Annotated in this window: 23 protein-coding genes; 7 read left to right on the forward strand and 16 right to left on the reverse strand. The window is 68.5% G+C overall.

The window, feature by feature from the left end; genetic code table 11:
- The first annotated feature begins 97 nt into the window (after positions 1 to 97).
- On the forward strand, positions 98 to 784 hold the full coding sequence (locus ACRYJK_RS07930; RefSeq protein WP_482667423.1) for a cell cycle transcriptional regulator TrcR: 687 nt from the start codon (positions 98 to 100) through the stop codon (positions 782 to 784).
- 75 nt (positions 785 to 859) lie between these two features.
- On the opposite strand, the gene ACRYJK_RS07935 is transcribed toward ACRYJK_RS07930, so the two are convergent.
- The 3 genes from ACRYJK_RS07935 to ypfJ all read right to left on the reverse strand — a co-directional run bounded on the left by ACRYJK_RS07935 (position 860) and on the right by ypfJ (position 2,650).
- Positions 860 to 1,306: a hypothetical protein gene (locus ACRYJK_RS07935; RefSeq protein ID WP_482666987.1), complete on the reverse strand. Its 447-nt coding sequence runs from the start codon at positions 1,304 to 1,306 to the stop codon at positions 860 to 862.
- 136 nt (positions 1,307 to 1,442) lie between these two features.
- Positions 1,443 to 1,670 carry a hypothetical protein gene (locus ACRYJK_RS07940; protein ID WP_482666988.1) on the reverse strand — a complete coding sequence of 76 codons (228 nt, stop codon included), beginning with the start codon at positions 1,668 to 1,670 and terminating at the stop codon, positions 1,443 to 1,445.
- A 26-nt stretch (positions 1,671 to 1,696) separates the two neighbouring features.
- On the reverse strand, positions 1,697 to 2,650 hold the full coding sequence (ypfJ, locus tag ACRYJK_RS07945; RefSeq protein WP_482666989.1) for a KPN_02809 family neutral zinc metallopeptidase: 954 nt from the start codon (positions 2,648 to 2,650) through the stop codon (positions 1,697 to 1,699).
- A gap of 106 nt (positions 2,651 to 2,756) precedes the next feature.
- On the opposite strand from ypfJ, the gene ACRYJK_RS07950 reads away from it, so the two are divergent.
- Together ACRYJK_RS07950 and ACRYJK_RS07955 are read left to right on the forward strand one after the other, a co-directional pair.
- Positions 2,757 to 3,536, forward strand: coding sequence for a 3-hydroxybutyrate dehydrogenase (locus ACRYJK_RS07950; protein ID WP_482666990.1), 780 nt, complete (start codon positions 2,757 to 2,759; stop codon positions 3,534 to 3,536).
- Positions 3,537 to 3,799: 263 nt separating this feature from the next.
- Positions 3,800 to 4,462 (forward strand): DUF4893 domain-containing protein, encoded by a 663-nt coding sequence (locus tag ACRYJK_RS07955; protein WP_482666991.1) that lies wholly within the window; start codon positions 3,800 to 3,802, stop codon positions 4,460 to 4,462.
- On the opposite strand, the gene ACRYJK_RS07960 is transcribed toward ACRYJK_RS07955, so the two are convergent.
- From ACRYJK_RS07960 to ACRYJK_RS07980, 5 genes are all read right to left on the reverse strand, one after another.
- Complete coding sequence (locus ACRYJK_RS07960) at positions 4,457 to 5,191, reverse strand: hypothetical protein (RefSeq protein WP_482666992.1); 735 nt, start codon at positions 5,189 to 5,191, stop codon at positions 4,457 to 4,459. The genes ACRYJK_RS07955 and ACRYJK_RS07960 overlap by 6 nt on opposite strands.
- Positions 5,151 to 5,753: a Panacea domain-containing protein gene (locus ACRYJK_RS07965; RefSeq protein ID WP_482666993.1), complete on the reverse strand. Its 603-nt coding sequence runs from the start codon at positions 5,751 to 5,753 to the stop codon at positions 5,151 to 5,153. Before ACRYJK_RS07965 ends, ACRYJK_RS07960 begins: the two co-directional genes overlap by 41 nt.
- Positions 5,707 to 6,753: a ribonucleotide-diphosphate reductase subunit beta gene (locus ACRYJK_RS07970; RefSeq protein WP_482666994.1), complete on the reverse strand. Its 1,047-nt coding sequence runs from the start codon at positions 6,751 to 6,753 to the stop codon at positions 5,707 to 5,709. Before ACRYJK_RS07970 ends, ACRYJK_RS07965 begins: the two co-directional genes overlap by 47 nt.
- A gap of 37 nt (positions 6,754 to 6,790) precedes the next feature.
- Positions 6,791 to 7,000 carry a hypothetical protein gene (locus tag ACRYJK_RS07975; protein WP_482666995.1) on the reverse strand — a complete coding sequence of 70 codons (210 nt, stop codon included), beginning with the start codon at positions 6,998 to 7,000 and terminating at the stop codon, positions 6,791 to 6,793.
- A 181-nt stretch (positions 7,001 to 7,181) separates the two neighbouring features.
- The gene (locus ACRYJK_RS07980; RefSeq protein WP_482667424.1) at positions 7,182 to 9,050 is read right to left on the reverse strand and encodes a ribonucleoside-diphosphate reductase subunit alpha; all 1,869 of its coding nucleotides are present in this window, start codon (positions 9,048 to 9,050) and stop codon (positions 7,182 to 7,184) included.
- A 602-nt stretch (positions 9,051 to 9,652) separates the two neighbouring features.
- Between ACRYJK_RS07980 and ACRYJK_RS07985 the strand changes: the two genes are divergently transcribed.
- From ACRYJK_RS07985 to ACRYJK_RS07995, 3 genes are read left to right on the forward strand one after another with little or no spacing between them, the layout of a single operon-like run.
- On the forward strand, positions 9,653 to 11,155 hold the full coding sequence (locus ACRYJK_RS07985) for a hypothetical protein (protein WP_482666996.1): 1,503 nt from the start codon (positions 9,653 to 9,655) through the stop codon (positions 11,153 to 11,155).
- Positions 11,082 to 11,786 (forward strand): hypothetical protein, encoded by a 705-nt coding sequence (locus ACRYJK_RS07990; protein WP_482666997.1) that lies wholly within the window; start codon positions 11,082 to 11,084, stop codon positions 11,784 to 11,786. The genes ACRYJK_RS07985 and ACRYJK_RS07990 overlap by 74 nt, the downstream gene beginning before the upstream one ends.
- Positions 11,783 to 12,502, forward strand: a complete 720-nt coding sequence (locus ACRYJK_RS07995; protein WP_482666998.1) for a DUF3142 domain-containing protein — start codon at positions 11,783 to 11,785, stop codon at positions 12,500 to 12,502. Before ACRYJK_RS07990 ends, ACRYJK_RS07995 begins: the two co-directional genes overlap by 4 nt.
- 25 nt (positions 12,503 to 12,527) lie before the next feature.
- On the opposite strand, the gene ACRYJK_RS08000 is transcribed toward ACRYJK_RS07995, so the two are convergent.
- From ACRYJK_RS08000 to ACRYJK_RS08035, 8 genes are read right to left on the reverse strand one after another with little or no spacing between them, the layout of a single operon-like run.
- Positions 12,528 to 13,106, reverse strand: coding sequence for a hypothetical protein (locus ACRYJK_RS08000; RefSeq protein ID WP_482666999.1), 579 nt, complete (start codon positions 13,104 to 13,106; stop codon positions 12,528 to 12,530).
- A gap of 44 nt (positions 13,107 to 13,150) precedes the next feature.
- Positions 13,151 to 13,714, reverse strand: coding sequence for a demethoxyubiquinone hydroxylase family protein (locus ACRYJK_RS08005; protein ID WP_482667000.1), 564 nt, complete (start codon positions 13,712 to 13,714; stop codon positions 13,151 to 13,153).
- Positions 13,711 to 14,268 carry a disulfide bond formation protein B gene (locus ACRYJK_RS08010; RefSeq protein WP_482667001.1) on the reverse strand — a complete coding sequence of 186 codons (558 nt, stop codon included), beginning with the start codon at positions 14,266 to 14,268 and terminating at the stop codon, positions 13,711 to 13,713. Before ACRYJK_RS08010 ends, ACRYJK_RS08005 begins: the two co-directional genes overlap by 4 nt.
- A gap of 10 nt (positions 14,269 to 14,278) precedes the next feature.
- Positions 14,279 to 15,661, reverse strand: coding sequence for a S41 family peptidase (locus tag ACRYJK_RS08015; RefSeq protein WP_482667002.1), 1,383 nt, complete (start codon positions 15,659 to 15,661; stop codon positions 14,279 to 14,281).
- A 59-nt stretch (positions 15,662 to 15,720) separates the two neighbouring features.
- On the reverse strand, positions 15,721 to 17,007 hold the full coding sequence (locus ACRYJK_RS08020) for a murein hydrolase activator EnvC family protein (RefSeq protein ID WP_482667003.1): 1,287 nt from the start codon (positions 17,005 to 17,007) through the stop codon (positions 15,721 to 15,723).
- Positions 17,004 to 17,423, reverse strand: a complete 420-nt coding sequence (locus tag ACRYJK_RS08025) for a 23S rRNA (pseudouridine(1915)-N(3))-methyltransferase RlmH (RefSeq protein ID WP_482667004.1) — start codon at positions 17,421 to 17,423, stop codon at positions 17,004 to 17,006. The genes ACRYJK_RS08020 and ACRYJK_RS08025 overlap by 4 nt, the downstream gene beginning before the upstream one ends.
- A gap of 28 nt (positions 17,424 to 17,451) precedes the next feature.
- Positions 17,452 to 17,847: a ribosome silencing factor gene (rsfS, locus tag ACRYJK_RS08030; protein WP_482667005.1), complete on the reverse strand. Its 396-nt coding sequence runs from the start codon at positions 17,845 to 17,847 to the stop codon at positions 17,452 to 17,454.
- Complete coding sequence (locus ACRYJK_RS08035) at positions 17,844 to 18,509, reverse strand: nicotinate-nucleotide adenylyltransferase (protein ID WP_482667006.1); 666 nt, start codon at positions 18,507 to 18,509, stop codon at positions 17,844 to 17,846. Before ACRYJK_RS08035 ends, rsfS begins: the two co-directional genes overlap by 4 nt.
- A gap of 176 nt (positions 18,510 to 18,685) precedes the next feature.
- On the opposite strand from ACRYJK_RS08035, the gene ACRYJK_RS08040 reads away from it, so the two are divergent.
- Entirely contained in the window at positions 18,686 to 19,699 is a 1,014-nt protein-coding gene (locus tag ACRYJK_RS08040) for a DUF3667 domain-containing protein (protein ID WP_482667007.1), read from the forward strand.
- Positions 19,700 to 19,726 lie beyond the last annotated feature (27 nt).

Here is a 19,726-nt window from a genome sequence, read left to right on the forward strand (position 1 = left end):
ACTCCGCGATAGAGCCGCGAACAAGCTGGCCGCTCCGGGAAGGGGCGGCCCTTATTGTTTCTAGCTCCGGGAGCCGCCTTCGATGGCCCAGCCGCTCATGCCCCACGCGACCGCCGCCTGGCTGGTCGACAACAGCTCGCTCACTTTTCAGCAGATCGCCGATTTCTGCGGGCTGCACATCCTCGAAGTGCAGGCGATTGCCGACGATACCGCGGGCACCAAGCTCACCGGCCGCGACCCGATCCGCGCGCACGAACTGACGCACGAGGAGATCGAGAAGGGCCAGGCCGACCCCAGCTATAAGCTGCAGATGCTCGCCGGGCCGGAGCCGGTGCGCCGCACCAAAGGGCCGCGCTACACCCCCGTCAGCAAGCGCCAGGACAAGCCCGACGGCATCGCCTGGTTGGTCAAGCATCACCCGGAGATCAGCGACGCGGCGATCGGCAACCTGATCGGCACCACGCGCAACACGATCGAAGCGATCCGCGAGCGCACGCACTGGAACATCGCCAATATCGTGCCGAAGGACCCGGTCGCGCTCGGGCTGTGCTCACAGCGCGAACTCGACGCCCTGGTGGCGAAAGCCGCGAAAAAGGCGGGCATCGAAGCCCCGGTCGACACCCGCTACGCCGGTGATCGCGCCGCGCTGATCGAAGAGCTGAAGGCGGAGCGGGAGGCCAACGCCCGCGCCGCGGAGGCGGCCGCGGCAGCCGAGGCGGCGGAGCAGGATGGTCTGACGATCGTCTCGGACGAGGAAGCGGCGGGGAGCGCCGCAAGCTCGTAACCGGCGATCCAGATAGCGTTCAGCTGACGCGAAAGAGGGCGGCGCGAGATCGATCGCGCCGCCCTTTTTTGTCGATCAGTTCGGGTTGCTGCCGGCGCGGGTGTGATCCAGCCCCTGCTTTTCCTCCCAATTGTCCGGGTTCTGCTCGCCCAGCGGCGCCTGTTGCGCCTGCGCGCCGCCGCTCTGCTGGCTGGCGATCCCGGCGGTTTCGCTGCGCTGCTGCTCAGGCGAACCTTCCGCGCTCGCGTCGTTGCCGGTCAGGCTGACGCCTTGTTCACCATCCGGCCCCGCAATCGGTCCTTCGTAGCGGGTGGTGGGGGAGTCGGACGGCCGCGCGCCCTGCGGGGGCGTGCCCCCGCCCTGCTGCTGCTGCGAACCCTGTTGCTGCGAGCCCGGCTGCTGAGAGCCCTGCTGCTGCTGTGAGCCGCCCTGCTGGCCTTGCGGCTGCGCGGTGGCGTCGGTCGGCATCGTGCCCGACGGGCCTTGCGGGCTGTTGGCGGTGTTCGGTTCAGGATTTTGCATGACGCTCTCTCCGGTGCGGCCGCGCAACGCAGCCGTTCGTCCGGATCAACCATCCACCCCGCGCCGGGTTGCCGGGTTGAGCAACGAAAAAGGGCCCCGCTTCCAAGCGAGGCCCCCTTCATCCGCGTTCGGAGGGTCAGGCAGGCTTGTTCAGCCCCGCCGCTTGCTCCTTGGCCGCGACGGCGTCGTCGTGCGCCTGCTTCTTGGCGCGGATCGCGTCCTGCTCTTCCTGCGACATCTGCTTGTCGCTCGAGCCCTCGGCCGCGCCGATCGCGTCCTGCTTTGCCTGCTGTTCGGGGCTGGCGCCGCCCATGCCCTTGCTCAGCCCTTCGAGATTGACGCCTTCCGCGCCACCGCCGCTCATCCCACCCACCGTCGCTCTCCTTGGCGTTACAGGCTCGCCGCCTGGAAGGTATCGCACTGGCGCGGATCGCCGGTCTGATACCCACGCTGCAGCCAACGCATGCGCTGCGCACTGGTGCCGTGCGTGAAGCTTTCGGGCTGTACGCGGCGGCCGGCGTTCTGCATCAGCGTGTCGTCGCCGATCGCTTGCGCGGCGCGCATGGCCTCTTCAAGGTCGCCCTGCTCCATCACCGGCTGGTTGGTGCGCGGGGTGCGCGCGCGGCTCGCCCACACCCCGGCGTAGCAGTCCGCCTGAAGCTCCATCCGCACTTGCAGCTGGTTGCCCTGCGTCTGGCTTGCGCGCGATTGCGCGCGACGCACCTGGTCGGACACGCCGGTGATCGTCTGGATATGATGCCCGACCTCGTGCGAGATGACATAGGCCTGCGCGGCGTCGCCCGCCGCGCCGAAGCGCTGCGACAGCTCGCGGAAGAAATCGGTGTCGAGATACACGCCCTGATCGCTCGGGCAGTAAAACGGACCCATCGCCGACTGCGCCGCGCCGCAGCCCGACTGCGTGCTGCGCGAATAGAAGTTGAGCGTCGTCGGCTGGTAGCGCGAACCCTGCTGCTGAAAGATTTGGCCCCACACCTGCTCGGTCGAGGCGAGCACGCGCGCGCCGAACAGCTCTTCGGGGGTGTCGCCGACGACATTGCCGCCGCCCGCGGTGCGCCCGCCAGCCTGCGTTGCCGGAACGCCACTCGACGGGCCGCTGAGGCCGCTCGAGAACAGGCCGCTGTTGAGGAGAAAAAAGCCGACGACGCCGATCAGCAGCATCGCCCCGCAGCCCAACCGCCGCCCGAGCAGCAGCGGGAGAAAATTGAACAGCAGCCCGAACAGACCCGCGCCGCCGCCGCCGCCACCGCCGAGGCCAAAGCCGCCACCGCCCCCGCTGCCGAGGTCGCGCGTGTTGGCACTCGGATCAAATTCGTCGAGCCGCATCCGGCCATTCCCCCTGTCGTCGATCGCTCGGCCCGCGAGCATAGCCGATTGAACCCCCGAGGGAAGCTTTCTATCCCGCGCTCGCCCCCACAGGAGATCCGCCTACATGACCGCCACCCCCACCCATCCGCTCCACGGTCGCCGCGCGCTCGTCACCGGGGGGACCAGCGGCATCGGCGCCGGCATCGCACGGGCGCTGGCGGGGGCGGGCGCGGCGGTGATCGTCAACGGCTTCGGCGAGGAAGCGGCGATCAACGCGCTGCTCGGCGAGCTCGGCGAAGGCGCGCGGCATGATGCAAGCGACCTCACCCAGGCAGCGCAGATCGAGGCAATGATGGCGAGCGCGGGGCCAATCGACATCCTCGTCAACAATGCGGGGATGCAGCATGTCTCGCCGGTGGAGAGCTTTCCGGTCGAGCAGTGGGACCGCATCATCGCGCTCAACCTCACCGCCGCGTTCCACACCATCCGGCTCGCGCTGCCGGGGATGAAGGCGCGCGGGTGGGGGCGGATCGTCAACACCGGCAGCGCCCACAGCCTCGTCGCCAGCCCCAACAAGAGCGCCTATGTCGCCGCCAAGCACGGCATCGCGGGCCTCACCAAAACCGTCGCGCTGGAGGCGGCGCAGAGCGGGGTGACGGTCAACACCATCAGCCCGGGCTATGTCTGGACGCCGTTGGTCGAGGCGCAGATCCCCGACACGATGGCCGCGCGTGGGCTGACGCGCGAGGAGGTGATGAACGACGTCCTCCTCGCCGCGCAGCCGACCAAGCGGTTCGTGAGCGTCGAGGAGGTCGCCAGCCTCGCGCTCTACCTCTGCAGCGAAGGCGCCGCGTCGATCACCGGGGCGAACCTCAGCATGGACGGGGGGTGGACAGCCGCATAGGCGAGCGATGTAGCGAAGCTACATCGCGGTGCTGCAAGCACGCCTAGGCCCGGCCGACAGGCGGCGAAGCCGACCTGATCGACGTCATGGGATTTACTCCCATGACGGCCCGCCGCTCAACCCCCTCTCCCCCCGGGAGAGGGGCGGGGGTGAGGGCCACCCGCCCACCGCCGAGGCGGACCGCCCCGCTACGCCCGCAACGACAAGCGGGGCGCCACGCCCCGCAGTTGCACCCGGAGCGGACCCACGCCACGATACGCCGCATGACCCGCGACCGCACTCGACCCCGCCGCCCGACCATCGCTCTGACCGCCGCCACCGCGGCGCTGGCCTTGGCTGGCTGCACCCCGACGAAGGTGGCCGGCAACCGCGCCGCCGCCCCCGCAGGACCCGAAAGGGCGCGCACCACGCTCTCCCCAACCGATGCGGACCGGGCGCGGCTGCGCGACTGGTATGGCGCTTGGGTAGAGGCGCTGCGCGCAGCGCGCGCCGCGGGGCATGGCGCGGCGATCGAGGCGGAGGGCGCGCTCTTGCAACCGCTCGCCGCGCAGACGCGCCCGGTGCCGCCGCCGGGCGACTATCGCTGCCGCACGATCAAGCTGGGCGCGAAGCGGCCGGGGCTGCTCCCCTACATCGCCTATCCCTGGTTTCGCTGCCGGGTGAGCGTCGAGGGGGGCATCACCCGCCTCGTCAAGCTGACCGGCTCACAGCGCCTGGCGGGGGAGATCGCCCCGCCCGAAGGCACCCGCGCCCGCTTCCTCGGCACGCTTGCGCTGGGCGATGAAACCACCCACCTCCCCTACGGCCGAGACCCCACCCGCGACATCGCCGGCTGGGTCGAACGCGTGGGCGAAGGCCGCTGGCGCGTGGTGCAGCCGAGGCCGGCGTTCGAGAGCGTGGTGGATGTGATGGAGTTGGTGCTATAGGAGCGACCCGCGACCCGCAGTATCTCTCCGATCATACCGCCGCGAAGAAACTTCCTCGGCCAAAATCGCGTAAGTCTCTTGGACGTCCAGAACAAGTTGATCGTAAGTGAAGTAAACCAACTCGTCCTTCAAAGCTACCAGGGGTCGCTCGCTGCCCCCCTTATAATCCCAGATCTCTAGTCCGATATGTTCGAAATCGGGATGTGTAACACGGAAACGCTGGTGCATCGCCGAGACGACGAACAGGCGTCCACGAGACGTTAGTCCCGAACGACGCAGATCCAAGAACGCGGCCGAAGTTTGGCCCGCCGCATCCCGGAAGAGTGTTGGCAAACCAAAATCATATCGGAACGGTGCGCCTAACGTGATCCTCGTGAAGGGATACGGAGCGGCGACAAGACCGCTTTTCTCGGCATACTCCTTAGTCGAATTCGCAACTTGGCGATTCATTTTAAGTAGGTCAGGACTACGAGCACAACTCTTCGCTAGCAGCCGATCGATCGCTCCCCACGGCGCAGCCGGAAGTGTTTCATCAGGAAATAGCGATAGACTGCTGTCTATGCAGCTGGGCAGCGCTGCACGAAATGGTTCGTACGACAGACCAGAGAGATTTTTAGCCGCGAGAAAACGCGCTGCATTAGCGCGCTTTTCTCGCGCACTTAGGAATGACCAATTAGCGAGATCAGTTTCAGGTAGGCGGACACTCATCCAACGGCTCCTCGTAGGCATTTACTTTAGACAAATCTCGTTTATGAGCTACGAAACGATTTCGTATGAGATCGTTGTGCATTCTGTCTCCGTAGGCTCGACTTGGAACGCCAAGTGACGTCGCGACGTCCCATGGGCTACCACGTGCGTGAGATAGGTCGACCAACAGTCCTGCCGAGAGTCTTGTCAGCGACGGAGCATACGTCTCTACGTAGGCGTGAATTCGAGTGTCTGATATTTCATACGCATTGCCTAAGCACTGCGTGAACGGATCAACCTGTCGAAGCAATCCTTGGATTGGGCGACCCCGAGTTTCCTTAAGTGCAGAGAAGAGAACGGGATGAACCGGTCCATACTTCCAGGCTTCGAAAAAGCCTGTCACCAGGGCGACATTTCGCTCAACGAGATACCTGCCATGAAGGAAGTAGACGATCTTCTGAAGAGATAGATGCGTTAGCGTCTGACCCTCTCGATCAGCGACTCGGAGGACTGCATTGGCGACCGCACGAGGATCCTGGGGGAGGTCAGGACTCATCTTACGCCGCGAACATGTCCGGCTCACTGCCGTCACCTTCGCCGACATCGTTGGCGCTATCGCTCCCCCGCGCCTTCAGTCGGGAGTCGAAGCTCGACCAGACCTGGTTCCAGTCGCCGCGGGTGGCGGCTTTGCTGTATTCGGTGGCGCGGGTTTCGAAGAAGTTGGCGTGCTCCACCCCGTTCAATAGCGGCGTCAGCCACGGCAGCGGGTGTTCGTCGACCATGTAGATCGCCGGCAGGCCGAGCTGGCTCAGACGCCAGTCGGCGATGTAGCGGATATACTTCTTGATCTCCTTGGGCGTCATGCCGGGGACCGGGCCCATCTCGAAGGCGAGGTCGATGAACGCGTCCTCCAGCCGCACCGTCGTCTGGCACATGTCCATGATGTCGTCGCGGACCGATTTGGTCATGCACTGCCGCTCCGCGCAGAATGCGTGGAACAGCTTGATGATGCCTTCGCAGTGCAGGCTCTCATCGCGCACCGACCAGCTGACGATCTGCCCCATGCCCTTCATCTTGTTGAAGCGCGGGAAGTTCATCAGCATCGCGAACGACGCGAACAGTTGCAGCCCTTCGGTGAAGCCGCCGAACATCGCCAGAGTCTTCGCAATGTCCTCGTCGGTGTCGACGCCGAAGTTCTGCAGATAATCGTGCTTGTCCTTCATCTCGGCATATTCGAGGAAGGCGCCATATTCGCTTTCGGGCATGCCGATGGTGTCGAGCAGGTGCGAATAGGCCGCGATGTGCACCGTCTCCATGTTGGAGAAGGCGGTCAGCATCATCTTGATCTCGGTCGGCTTGAACACGCGGCCATATTTCTCGTGGTAGCAGTCCTGCACCTCGACGTCGGCCTGGGTGAAGAAGCGAAAGATCTGAGTCAGCAGGTTGCGCTCATGCTCGCTGATTTTTTGCGCCCAGTCGCGGCAATCCTCCCCCAGCGGCACCTCTTCGGGCATCCAGTGGATCTGCTGCTGGCGCTTCCAGAAGTCGTACGCCCACGGATATTCGAACGGCTTGTAGGTCTTGCGGGCTTCGAGGAGGGACATGGGGTTCGGCCTTCGGTTCGGGTGAGTCGCTTTAAGGTCAGATATAGGACGCGATGAGCGGCCAGTTGAGGGCGATGTTGAGCACCAGCATCGCGATGCTGACGCCGACCTGGATCAGCCCCACGTTGCGCAGCGCGGCGCCGCGCGGATCGTCGCGTCCGACCGCGCCCGCCGCGCGCAGCTTGGCGAGGCCGGCGAGGAGCTGCCACACCGCCAGCGCGGCGATGATGAAGAGGAGGATGATCACGACCTCTGCGCTCCGATCACTCCCTCCCCCTTGTGGGGAGGGCTGGGGTGGGGGCCGGGCCGCGTCTGCGGCCCAATCAGGACTGTGGCGCTTGCGTTGCCGGGGGTCTCTTCCGCTCGCAGACGCGAGCGGGCCCCCACCCCTACCCCTCCCCACAGGGGGGAGGGGGGATAGGGAGCGATCACTGACACGCCAGGCATTCGTCGTAGTTGGTGACCTCGACCTGGATCACCGGGGCCTCGGCGGTATTGTCCGCCTCCACCCCGCCGGCGAAACCGGCGCGCTGCACCGACTTCGAGCGCAGGTAATAGAGCGACTTGATGCCCAGCTCCCACGCGCGGAAGTGGAGCATCATCAGGTCCCATTTCTCGACGTCGGCGGGGATGAACAGGTTCAGCGACTGCGCCTGGTCGATGTAGGGCGTGCGGTCGGCGGCGAGTTCGAGCAGCCAGCGCTGGTCGATCTCGAAGCTCGTCTTGAACACGTCCTTTTCTTCGGGCTCGAGAAAGTCGAGGTGCGCGACGCTGCCGCCCTTTTCGAGGATCGAGTTCCACACCGCGTCGCTGTTCTTGGCCTTGGCGATCAGCAGCTTTTCAAGGTGCGGATTGCGGATGGCGAAGCTGCCCGACAGCGTCTTGTGAGTGTAGATATTGGCCGGGATCGGTTCGATGCAGGCGCTGGTGCCACCGGCGATGATCGAGATCGATGCGGTCGGCGCGATCGCCATCTTGCAGCTGAAGCGTTCCATCACCCCCTGGTCGGCGGCGTCGGGGCACGGCCCGCGTTCGTTGGCGAGCAGCATCGAGGCTTCGTCCACCTGCGCCCGCACGTGGCGGAAGATGCGGAGGTTCCAGCTCTTGGCCATGGCCCCCTCGAACGGCAGCCCGCGCGCCTGGAGGAAGCTGTGGAAACCCATCACGCCGAGACCCACCGAGCGTTCGCGCGACGCGCTGTACTTCGCCCGCGCCATCTCCGGCGGCGCGCGGTCGATGTAATCCTGCAGCACATTGTCGAGGAAGCGCATCACGTCCTCAATGAACTGCTTGTCCTGCGACCATTCGTCCCAGGTTTCGAGGTTGAGCGAGGAGAGACAGCACACCGCGGTGCGATCCTGCCCGAGATGGTCGACCCCGGTCGGCAGCGTGATTTCGCTGCACAGGTTGGAGGTGGTGACCTTCAGCCCCAGATCGCGGTGATGCTTGGGCATCGTCCGGTTCACCTGGTCGATGAAGATGATGTAGGGCTCACCCGTCGCGAGGCGCGTTTCGACGAGCTTCTGGAACAGCGAGCGCGCATCGACGCGGCCGCGCTCCGACCCGTCGCGGGGTGACGTGAGCGCAAAGTCGGTGCCGTCGCGCACCGCCTCCATGAAGGCGTCGGTGATCAGCACCCCGTGGTGGAGGTTCAGCGCCTTCCGGTTGAAGTCGCCCGACGGTTTGCGGATTTCGAGAAATTCCTCGATCTCCGGGTGGCTGACGTCGAGGTAGCAGGCCGCCGACCCGCGCCGCAGCGAGCCCTGACTGATCGCCAGCGTCAGGCTGTCCATCACGCGCACAAACGGGATGATGCCGCTGGTCTTGCCGTTGAGGCCGACGGGCTCGCCGATGCCGCGGACGTGGCCCCAGTAGGTGCCGATCCCGCCGCCCCGCGAGGCGAGCCATACATTCTCGTTCCAGGTGTTGACGATCCCTTCGAGGCTGTCGCTCACCGAATTGAGGTAGCAGCTGATGGGAAGGCCGCGCCCCGTCCCGCCGTTCGACAGTACCGGCGTTGCCGGCATGAACCACAGCCGGCTGATATAATCATAAACGCGCTGCGCGTGGCCCTGGTCGTCGGCGTAGGCCGCGGCGACGCGCGCGAACAGGTCCTGATAGGACTCGCCCGGGAGAAGGTAGCGGTCCTCGAGCGTGTCCTTCCCGAACGCGGTGAGCAGCGCGTCGCGACTGGCGTCGGTGACCACGTCGAAGCGGCGCGCGGCGATACTGCTGGAACCCAGCGCTTCGGGTGCTGCCTTCGCCGACGCAGCGGCCGCGAGCAGCGAGGCGTTCATTGCCGCCAGCGCCGCATCGCTGTCGCCGCCGGTGGTCGCCGGACGCTCCTCGAGCTGCGTTGCCATCGTCATTCCCTCCGTCGTGGTGCCCGCGCCATGCGAGTCCGAACCGCGCTCCGCGGTCGAGTCCCTGAAATCCATCCCTACCCCCCTGTGACAGGCGCTCGCATGAGTCGCCAGTCCTTTTGTTCTATGTTCGTTCGCGCCGACACGCCGGCGGGGGAAGCACGGTCCGCAACCCTAAACCACAACCTGTAGGGGGCCCGCCTCGCTTCAACCCCTACAGCTTGTGGAAAGACCGTGGGTTGATCAAGCCCCCTGCGACGAGACGTGAAGACGGCTCCGCTCGTCGCGACCGCAACGATCGGGTGCGACGCGTGGACGCAGCGGGCTTTCCCCGACTGGCAAGCTGAACATTGCGGTAACGAAAAAATTTGTTCCCGCCCCCATTTGGGGGGTTCGCTTGTGCGAGCGGTCCCGCTTGTCTGCGTCGCCGGCCGGACGCATGGTCGTGCGGCCGGTGGGGAGGCGGCAGCGACATGACGGCGAAGGGCAAGCGACTCCGGGCACGAGGGTTTTCTACGCCGGCGGCGATGGTCGCGATGGCCGCAAGCGCATGGCTTGCGGTCACGGCATCGCCCGCGCAGGCGAGCGCAGATATGCTCTGCCGCTCCGGCTGGACGCTGTACGAAACGCAGTTCGGCAGCTGCAGCGGCCGCGCCTTGCTGAGCCCCGGCAATGACAGTCGCATCAACCTCGCCATGCTGCTCGGCGATCGGTTCGGGCCGCTCGGAGTGGCGATCCGACCGGTCTATGTCGAGCCGATGGAGCGCTCCCCGGCTGGCGGCTTCGACTGGCCGAGCTTTTTGGCAACGGTGGCGACGATGCCGCCCGACCCGGCGGAGAACACGACCGCCGTCCGCAGCGCCGACGACGACCTCGTCGGCACGCGCTGTCAGAGCAACGCCAGCGGGCGCGCCGCCTTCATCGCCGCGGTGCGCGCAGCGGGGGGCGTCAGCGCCGCTGATCGCGCCACGCTCATTGCCGCGCGCGAGACGCTCGTTCCGACCTGCACCGACGAGCCGGCCCCGCCGGTTGCGCCGATCGCCGTGGCCGCGGGCGAAGCGCAGCGGTTCGCCGATTATCTGCGCGGTGCGCGCGCCTTCTACGTCGGCGACTGGGGCGCAGCGGAGCGGAGCTTCGCCGGGGTGGGTGCCACCAGCAACGGCTGGCTCGCCGAAGCGGCGGGCTACATGCGCGCGCGCACCGCTTTGAACGCCGCGGTCGCCAACGCCTATGACGAGTGGGGCAGCCCCGACTGGACAAAGGTCACCCCCGCTCAGCAGGCTGCCGTCGACCAGGCCTTCGCCGCCTATCTCGCGGCGCACCCCGGCGGGCGATACGCGGGCTCCGCGCAGGCGCTGCTGCGGCGGGTTGACTGGGTCGCGAAGCGCAACGAGGCGCTGCTCGGCCGATATGCGCAAGTCTTCGCGGAGGGGCGCGACCCCGGCGATGCCAGCCTCGCCGCGCTGATCGAGGAGTTCGACAGCAAGGGTGCGCCGGTGCTCACCCCCGCCAATGCACCAACGCCGCTGCTGCTCGCGATCGCCGACCTCGAGGCGATGCGTCGGCTCGACCCCGATGCCGAGCTGGGCACGCCGCCGCCGATCAGCCGCGCCGCGCTCGAAGCACAGGCCGCGCGCTTTCGTCGCGCCGAGCCACTGTTCGCTTATCTGCGTGCGGCGCATGCGCTTTACGTCGAGCGCGCGCCGCAGCGGGTGGCGGCGCTGATCCCGGCGAGCGCTGACGGGCGCGGGCGGGCATCTCGGCTTCTCGCGCAAGCTGCTCCGCGCCCTGGCCGCCGACGCGGGCAACGCCGCCGACGCTCGAGCGCAGTGGGTCGGCGCGATCGACGCGGGCGCCACCCCCTATCAGCGCGGCAGCGCCGAGCTTGGGCTCGCCTTGCACGAGGAGCGGCGTGGCGACATCGCGCGGGTCTTCGCCGCCGGTTCGCCCGTGCGCGACCCCGGGGTGCGCGCACAACTCATCGCCTACAGCGCCGGCCCCGCGCTGCTGGAGGCAATCGCTGCCGACAATCGCGCTAACGGTGAGGAGCGCGCGCTGGCGCGGGGGGTGTGGCTCTACAAGTCGCTGTTCGCGGGCCGCTATGGCGAGCTTGCCGCCAAGATCGACCGCTACGCGGCGCCCTGGCCGGTGCGCGACAACCGCTCGCCGCACTATACACCCCTCGCGATCGATCCCGAGGCGTTTGCCTGGACCGGCACGCGCGCCGGCAGTGCGGGCTACGACTGCCCCTCGCTGAAGCAGGTCGCGGCAACTTTGACGGCGCGGCCCCGCGATCCGGCAGCGCTGATCTGCCTCGGCGAATTCCTGCGGCTGACGGGTGGCGATTCGTCCTGGGGGCCGCGCGGGTTGATTACCGAGCGACCCGAACCCGACGAACTGGGCGGCGCTGGCGATCACTGGGCGCGACCGGCCGCGCCGACCTGGTTCAGTCGCCTCGCCGCCTATCGCCGCATCATCGCCGACCCGGCGAGCCCCGCCGACGCGCGCGCCTACGCGCTCTATCGCGCATTTCATTGCTATGCGCCGTCGGGCAACAACACGTGCGATGCGAGCGAGGACCCGCTTGCGCAGCGGCGGGCGTGGTTCAACGAATTGAAGCGGCAGTATCCGCAGACTCGCTGGGCTCGCGCGGCGACCGTCTATTGGTGAGACTTCGCCGGCGCGCATGGCTGCTGGCGCTGATCGCCACGCTGACGAGCTGCGGCGATCGGCAGGCGCCCGAGCAGGTCGTTGCGCGGGGGGACTACGATGCTTTCTGGCTCTGGCCGGGGGTCAGCCCCGATCCGGCCACCGCGGCCAGGGCAACGCGCGTCTATATCCTCGCAGGCGAAGTGCTGGCGCGTGCGCCCGACCGCATCGAACCGCGCCGTGCCGCACCGCCGCGCGGGGTGCGAGCCAGGCTTTACCTCACCTATCGTCTCGAAACACTCGCGCTCGGACCGCGCGTGGTGCCGCAAATGCGTAGCGAGCTGGCGAGCTGGCGGCGGCTGTCGCCCGACGTCGCGGGGATCCAGATCGACTTCGACAGCGCCACCCGCGGGCTCGACCGCTACGCCGCGTTCCTCGCCGAACTTGATCGCGCGCTGGGGCCGGACGTCGAGCTGTCGGTCACCGGCCTCTACGACTGGGCGGCGCAGGGCGACCCGCAAGCACTTCGCGCCATCGGCGCGAGGGTGGAGGAGCTCGTCATCCAGACCTATCAGGGCCGCGCGACGGTCGGGAACGCCGACCGCTACGGCGCGGCCCTAACACGCGTGCCGATCCCCTTTCGCGTCGGACTGGTCGAAGGCGGACGCTGGCGCGAGCCTCCGGAGCTCAGCTCGAACCCGCGCTTTCGTGGCTACGTCGTGTTCCTCACGCGGTAGCTCACATGCGCCAGGCCGCTCGCGGTCAGCGCGGCGGTCGCGTCGCGCGCGGGTCGGGCAGCGGCGCGCTGTCGGCGTCGGTTTGCGGGGAGGTCTCCCCGGTGCGCGCGCGACGCGCCGCTTCATCCCGCGCAATCGCCTCCTCCTGCGCACGCGCGGCAGCATCGAAGCTTTCGAGCCGGCGGCGACGCTCGGCTGACACGGTGGTCGTCCAGTCGACATTGGCCGCCTGACGTCGCTCCTCCTGCGCTTCGGTGACGAGGTCGTTGAGGCAGCCCGTGAAGCCCCCCAGCCCGACCGGCGAGCAGCTCAGCGTTCCCGTCCGGCCAACGCGTTCGAGCGCGCGGACTCGCTGCGTCCAGCTTTCACGGCGCGGGCTGTTGGGGTCGCCACGCAGCGCCTCGGGGATGCGGTAGCGTTCACCTTCATCGAGTCGGCCGCACACGACGATGTCCTCGCCTTCCGCCTCCGGGCAGGGGTCGTCGCCGAACACGAACACCGTGTTGACGCGCTCCCCGCGAACGGTCGTCGTTTCGCTTTGCGCAAGGGCCGGCGACGCGATGACGAGGGCGGCGAGCGGGAGGAGATAACGGGTCGCGGACATGGTCATACCTTTAGCGTGCGAGCGGATTGACGTGGACTGAACGCTCAAATTCGCTCCGAGAGCCGGATGGCGATGCGGCAGATCGCGCGGATCCCGAAACTCATCAGCGCATAGGCGGGTGCGCGCTCGGCGCCCGCCGACAGCGCGTGGTCGCGATGCTCCAGCTCCTCCGCCTGAAACTGCGCGATCACGCCTTCGAGTTCGGGATCATGCCCGACGAGTGCGTTGCGCTGCTGGTCATAATGCCGGTCGATTTCGGTCTCAACTGCCGCCGTGCAGGCCATCGCCGCTTCGGGAGAGATCGCGGCCGTGACCGCGCCCAGGGCAAAGCCGCCGCGATTCCAGATCGGATGCAGCAGCGTCGGGCGGACCCGATGACGCGTCAGTGCCGCGTCGAACCACGCGAGGTGCGCGACCTCCTGCTCCGCCATGTGCGCAATGTCGCGCGCACCGGGCCCGCCCGACCCCAGCACCGCGAGCTGGCCTTCATAGATGCGCGTCGCACCATATTCGCCGGCATGATCGACCCGCATCATCGCCGCCTTGGTGCGACGCGACGGCGGGATGCGGCTGCGAACCGGTGAACTATTGGGAACGGTCGTCGTCATGCCGAGTGCTTCCTTACTCGCGCCAGGAGCCAGCCGATCACCGCAGCGCTCGCCAGCGACAAAATCGCGTTCCAGGCGGCCATCGACAGTCCGAGAAAGCGCCACTGCACTTCGTCGCAGCGAACCAGCGGCGCGGCCATGATCTCCTCGAAGCTGCGCGCCGACCCGCCGGCGGTGCAGGCGGTCACCCCGCTCCACATCCGCGCCTCGACCCCGGCGTGATAGACGCCAATCACCCCGCTGACCGCAATCGCCAGCGCCGCCAGCGTCAGCAGCGCGATGCGCGGACTTCCCCGCGTCGTCAGCGCGACGAGGCCCAGCGCCAGCGCCGCGAAATGCGGCCAGCGCTGCCACAGGCACATCTCGCACGGAGCGAGGTCGCCGACATATTGCGACAGCAACGCCCCCGACAGCAGCGCAGTCGGCACCGCCAGCGCGAGCAGGTGCGCGAGGCGCAGCGCGTCGCGGGGCGGGAGGGCGCGCGGCTCCGATGGCGCCGGCGTGGCAGCCCCGCCGACGAGCGGATCTTCGCTACGGCGTCCGATGCGGCGCACCGACTGTCGCTCAGCGGCCGCCCGACGTGCCGCTGCGGGGCGTCGCCGCTGCGGTGGCGGCCGGGGCCGGGCCCTGCGCCAGGCGTGCGACCGCGCGCGTGGCATAGTCGAGCTGGAAGTCGGTGATGCCGGCCGCCCGCAGCTGTTCGGGCGTCTTGCTGAAGCGCGGATCGGTCGCGGCGTCGTCCTCGACCAGGCGATCGTCCACCCGCGCCTGATTGACGAGGTGGCGGCGCAGGTCCGCCTCGCGGATGACCGGGCGGCGGCGATAGTCGGGGTCGGTCAACTGCGGCACGCGGATATCGGGGGCGATCCCGCCCTCCTGCACCGACCGGCCCGATGGCGTGTAATAGCGCGCGGTCGTCAGCCGGAGCCCCGTGGTCGCGGTCAGCGGCACGACGGTCTGCACCGATCCCTTGCCAAAACTGGTCTGCCCCATCACCACCGCGCGGCGATTGTCCTGCAGCGCACCGGCGACGATCTCACTCGCGCTGGCGGAGCCGGCGTCGATCAATACGACTATCGGCTGGCCGCGGCTGATGTCGCCCGCCTGCGCCGCCCAGCTTTCATTCTCCGCCGACACGCGCCCGCGCTGCGACACGATCGTGCCGCGCTCGAGGAACAGGTCGCTGACCTCCACCGCCTCGTCGAGCAGCCCGCCCGCGTTGCCGCGCAGATCGAGTACCCAGCCCGCCGGCGCGCGGCCGAGCTGACGCTGCACCGCGTTCATCGCCGCGGTGATCTCCCGCGCCGCGCCCGCCGAAAAGCTCGCCAGCTTGACCACGCCGACGCCGTTCTTGACCTCCCAGGTCACCGGCCGCAGCACGATCCGTTCGCGCCGGACGCTGATGTCGAGCGGCTCGTCGCGTCCGAGGCGGATGACGGTCAACCGCACCGTCGTGCCCGCCGGCCCGCGCATCTTGGCGACCGCCTCGTCGAGCGAGTAGCCGCCGAGATATTCGCCATCGATATGGGTGATGTAATCGCCCGCCTTGATCCCGGCGCGGTCGGCTGGCGTGCCCGCTTGCGGTGCGATCACCTTGACCGCGCCGTCCTCCTGCGTGACCGACAGGCCAAGCCCCGGATATTCGCCGTCGGTCTGCGTCCGCAGCTGGGTGAAATCCGACGCATTGAGATAACCCGAATGCGGATCGAGCGAGGACAGCATCCCCTCGATCGCGCCGTCGATCAGCTTGGCATCATCGACCGGCTCGACGTAGTTGGCCTTCACCTCCCGCAGCACGGTCATGAAGCGGGCCAGTTCCGCGCGGGTATCGCTCTCGACCGCAGCCATCGCCGCCGTCGATGCCGGGATCGCGACCAACGCAAGGCTCGCAGCAACCACCGAGGCGACGCCGCGTCGCGAGTGCGCGGCTGGACGGGAGAGTGTCATGAGCGCCGTTTTACTGTGATCGGCTCGCCTTGCATAGCGCACTGTTCACGGGCTGTCCCTCAGCGCAGGTGCGGCGTCACATCGACCGCGGTGCCGTCGTGGCGAAGCTCGAACCCGACCGTCGGGCTGCCCGGCCCGGCGCGGCCGATCGGCTCCCCGGCGGCAAGCTGCTGACCGACATCGACCTCCAGCGTCAGCAGATCGGTGATCAGCGTCGACCATCCGCCGCCGTGGTCGATGATGACGATCCGCTGATAGGTGCGAAAGGGCCCGGCGTAGGCGACCCGACCGCTCGCCGCAGCGACCGCGAGCGCGCCCGGAGCGACCGCCAGCGTGACACCGCGCGACTGCAACGTGCCCTCCCCCGCCCCGAAGCCGCGCACGACCCGGCCCACCGCCGGCAACCGCAATCGCGGGGCGCCGACCGGAACAGCGGCACCCGGCAGGTCCTCGACCGGCTGCTGCGCCAATGATGCCGCTCCGGCCGCGAAATCGGCCTGGCCGGGGCGAGGGCGTGGCGGCGGCAACGTGGCCAGGTCGTCGCGGATCCGTGCCGCCTCGGCCAGCGTGCCGAGCAACCGGTCGAGGTCCGCCGCCCCCTCCCCGACCGCGGTCGCCCGGTCCGCCTCCAGCCCGGCGCTGGCGCGCAGCCGATGTGAGCGTGCGCGCGCGGCGGCCTCCGACTGTGCCAGCGCCGCGCGCCGCGCGTCGAGTTCGCGCGCGCGTGCCCTGGTGGCCGCGAGCGCAGCCTGCTCCCCTGCGACGAGCCGCCGCCGCTCGGCAAGCGCGCCCTCCAGCACGGCGGTTCGCGCCCGGATCTGCGGCATCATCGCATCGATGAGGGCGCGCGCGTGGATGACCTCGTCGAGCGTATCCGGCGCGAACAACAGCGTCGCGGGCGGGCGGCGCGACATGAGCTGCAGCGCCCCCGTCAGTTCCACCAGCGGCGCGCGGACGCGGGCGATCTGCCGCTCGCTTTCCGCGACTTCGGTCCGCGCCCGCGCCAGGTCCGCGCCCGCGGCGAGCAGACGCGCTTCCGCCGCCTGGATCGCCTGCGCCAGCGATGCCAGGCGGGAGCGATCCGCATCGGCGGCTTGAGCGGCTGCTGCGGCTTCGCGTTCGAGCCTGCGCGCCGCTTCGTCCGCCGCGCGCGCCTGGCGCTCGGCTGCCTCACGCGCGTCGCGTTGTGCGGCAAGTTCAGCGGCCACCGCGTCCGACAGAGGGGGGCGTGGCAGGACAACCGGCGCAGCGGGGCTTGGCTGCCCGGCGCTCCACCACGCCCACCCCGCCGCCCCGAGCAGCAGCGAGATCAGCGCGATCAACCCCAGGCGCTGCGCGATGGTCATGCGCGATGGTAGGGGTGGCCGGACAGGATCGCCGCACTGCGCCACAGCTGCTCCGCCAGCATCGCCCGCGCGAGCATGTGCGGCCAGGTCAGCCGGCCCATCGACAGCAGCCAGTCGGCTTCGGCGCGGTCCGTCGCACTGAACCCGGCGTCCGGTCCAAGCGCGAAACGCAGGGTTGCGATACCGTCGTCCCGCCATCGGCCGATGCGCGCGGCCAGCGCGGGACTGTCGGCAACCTCGCCGCGCTCATCGAGCAGCACCGTGCGGCTGCGGGGCGGCGCAGGCGGAAGCGATTTCGCCGACATGGGAAGCTCGACGACCTCCACCGGCCAGGGAAGGCGGGCAATATAACGATCGACGATCGCCGCTTCGGGGTCGCGGCCGATCCGCCCGTGCGCGAGAATGATGATGCGCACGGCGGCCGGTCCCTCCCGGATCGGTGCGTCAGGCGGGGCCGACCGCCACGCGGCGCGGCGCCGACGACGCGTTCGCCGCATCGCCCCACATCCGCTCCAAATTGTAGAAGCTGCGCACCTCGGGCCGAAAGATGTGAACGATCACGTCATTGGCGTCGATCAGCACCCAGTCGGCGGCGGGCAATCCTTCGATGCGCGCGTTGCCGAAGCCTTCGTCCTTCATGCGACGGGCAATCTTGTCCGCCATCGCCGCGACGTGCCGGGTCGAGCGGCCCGAGGCGATCACCATATGATCGGCGATCGCGCTCACCCCGGCGAGCGGGATGGACACCACCTCGATCGCCTGGTCCTCGTCCAGCTGGTTGAGGATCAATTGGTGCAGCGGATCGCTGGCGAGCGGGTTCGCGGGCGCAGCAGGCGTCACATCGTCTCCGTGGGTAGCGCGGGGGATCCCGCAAAGGGCAGCGGTCGGTGGGTCACCGGATCGTGAGCCAGTTGCAGCGGTTCATGCGCGGCCCAGTCGGGCCGGCCCCGCCGGATCGCGCTCGCCGAGCGCGGGTCCGCGGGAAAGCGCAGCAGAACAATGGCAGGCAGGGTCCAGTCGGTCCACTCCAACGCGCGATCGGCTGGACGTTCAAAGCGCCGCAGCCAGCCCATCGCGACCGCCGCGCGGGCCTGACCGTCATACCCCGGCCGGGCGATGACCGCAATCGGCATCTCCCGCGCGATCCCGCGCCAGTCGCGCCACAGATGCAGTTGAGCGAGATTGTCCGCGCCCATCAGCCAGATAAAGCGCCGTCTGAGGTAGCGCGCCTTGATCGCCCGCAGCGTATCGATGGTGTAGCGCGTGCCGAGCTCCGTCTCGATCGCGGTCGGACGAATGCGCGTTCCGTTTGCGACGCGCGCCGCGGCGTTGAGGCGCGCCGCGAGCGGCGCCATCCCGGCCTTCGGCTTGAGCGGATTGCCGGGGGACACGAGCCACCAGACCTCGTCCAGCCCGAGCGCCGCCAGCGCTGCCAGGCTGATTCCCCGGTGACCGCCGTGGGCCGGATTGAAACTGCCGCCGAGCAGGCCGGTTCGGATCACGGCCCCATCCTGTCAGCGACGATTGCATCCACGCCGCACCTATAATGCACGCGCCCGCGTAGTCCACGCACCACGGCATCAACTCGCTCGCCGCGCCGCCCGAGCAGCTTGCCAGGCGGCGGGGCAAGCCTCTACGCCACCGACGCGGCCTTGAGGGACGCGACGGGGGGAATGGCATGGCGGCGTCGGAGACCTGCCTCAATTGCGGCAATGCGCTGGGCACGGGCGCCTACTGCTCGGGCTGCGGGCAGGAGGCGCATCCGCATCGCACGCTCGGCGCGTGGTGGCACGAGGCGCTGCACGGTGTCCTCCATGTCGAGGGGCGCATCCGGTCGACGCTGCCGATGCTCGCTTGGCGTCCGGGCGAACTGACGCGGCGCTACATCGACGGGGAGCGCCGCCATTTCGTCGCGCCGTTCGGGCTGTTCCTGTTCGCGCTGTTCGCGACCTTCGCTACCATGGGCCTCACCGGGCACAGCATCGCAGGCGAAGGCGATGGGCTGGTCCGCCAGATCGAAAACGCCCGCGTCATCGACAGCGACGTTGCGCGGCTCGAAACCTCGGTTAATGCCCTGCCCCCCGGCTCGCGCGAGCGCGTCCGAGCGCAGGCCCAGCTCAACGAAGCGCGCACCGCGCGGCGGCTGTTGCGTGGAGAGCTCGGCGATTTCGATCCGTCGACCGAACTGTCGGTCGAACGTCAGGCGGAGGCCGCCAAGGGGCGAGTGACGATCGAAGCCGACCGCCGCTCCCTGACGGTGATCAGCAATGCAATCCGCAAATTCCGCGAGAACCCGAACCTCGCACTCTACAAGCTCCAGAACAACAGCTACAAATTCGCCCCGCTGCTGGTGCCGTTGTCGCTGCCGTTCCTGTGGCTGCTGTTTCCGTTTTCGCGCCGCTACGGCCTCTACGACCATGCGGTGTTCATCACCTATTCGCTAGCGTTCATGCTCTTGCTGGCGACATTGTTGACGCTGGCGTGGTCGGCGCGAGTGCCGAGCGGGCTGCTCTCGGCGGCAGCGGTACTGATACCGCCGGTCCACATCTATCGCCAGCTGCGGGGCGCATACCGGCTCAGCCGGGTCGGCGCGGCGGGACGGATGCTGGTGCTGGTTGCGGTCGCGGTGTTCCTCGTCGCGAGTTTTGGGGTGGCGCTGCTCGGCTGGGGCCTGGCGGGCGGGAGCCATTGATTGCCGCGCGTCGGATAGACCGCTAGA

This window comes from Sphingomonas sp. BLHR8 (assembly GCF_056821725.1).